This window comes from Colwellia sp. BRX10-1, assembly GCF_014077545.1.
Classification (GTDB): domain Bacteria; phylum Pseudomonadota; class Gammaproteobacteria; order Enterobacterales; family Alteromonadaceae; genus Colwellia_A.
In genome coordinates this window covers 1-921 of record NZ_JACGWC010000078.1, presented here as the reverse complement: position 1 = coordinate 921, position 921 = coordinate 1, and the positions used below count along the sequence as shown (strand labels likewise).

At 39.0% G+C, this 921-nt stretch carries 1 protein-coding gene; it reads left to right on the top strand.

The window, feature by feature from the left end:
- The first annotated feature begins 197 nt into the window (after window positions 1-197).
- Window positions 198-800: a DUF4145 domain-containing protein gene (locus H4J75_RS19605; protein ID WP_182223056.1), complete on the top strand. Its 603-nt coding sequence runs from the start codon at window positions 198-200 to the stop codon at window positions 798-800.
- Window positions 801-921: the final 121 nt, after the last annotated feature.

The window sequence follows — 921 nt, the reverse complement described above, 5'->3', positions numbered from 1 at the left end:
AGGTGTCAGCTATAGTTTAGAACCACTTGGCTTTACATCAGAGTGCTTAAAATCTATTAAAATAGTTTCGGTGGAATAAACACCTAACAAGGGTTTTCAAGTCGGACAAATTACAGTTGGCTTTTCGTTCGTGCCTCACTTATTTTAGCCAACTGCAATTTGCCGCTTAAAACGGCGTTAGCTTTCAAGGAGTACCAATGGCAATTCAGGGAAATATTCTAGAACTTGATCGATGTGTTCATTGTAGTGTTGATAAACCATCCTTACCAGCTATATCGAGTATATTGACTTCACTAGCTCATGATCAAAAAAATGAGCATACTTGGCGCGTTTATGGCTGCACACGTTGTGGTGGAGCTATTTTAACGGGGTCACCGAAAGGAAATAGAAACATTTATGAAATGTATCCTGAGCAAATAAACATAGATAAAGAGATTCCAGATAGAGCCAAAGAGTACCTAGAGCAGGCTTTAAATAGTATTAGTTCACCTGCTGGTGCTGTAATGTTAGCGGCTAGCTCTATTGATTCAATGCTAAAAGCAAAAGGCTTAAAGACAGGATCTTTGTATGGTCGCATAAAGAATGCTGTCGATACTAACCTCATAACAGATGAAATGGCAACATGGGCACACGACGTCCGCTTAGATGCTAATGATCAACGACATGCTGATGATGATGCTCCTTTACCTAGTTATGAAGATGCTAAAAGGGTAATTGAATTCGCTCAAGCTTTAGCAACATTTTTGTTTGTACTTCCTGCTAGAGTACAGCGTGGTATTAACGAGGCAAAAGAAAGCTAACAACACGCCCTGAGGTGGACAACTAGTAAAATTTAGCTATTTATTGCAAATTTTAACAGTGGTGATCCTCTTCGTTTTAATGCTTCTAAATATTTTGATTCGTTGTAGGGCGTCTTCGTTT

What these genes read in the sequence shown, in the direction of transcription:
- H4J75_RS19605 (WP_182223056.1), top strand. Translation starts at nt 198, where the DNA reads ATGGCAATTCAGGGAAATATTCTAGAACTTGATCGATGTGTTCATTGT.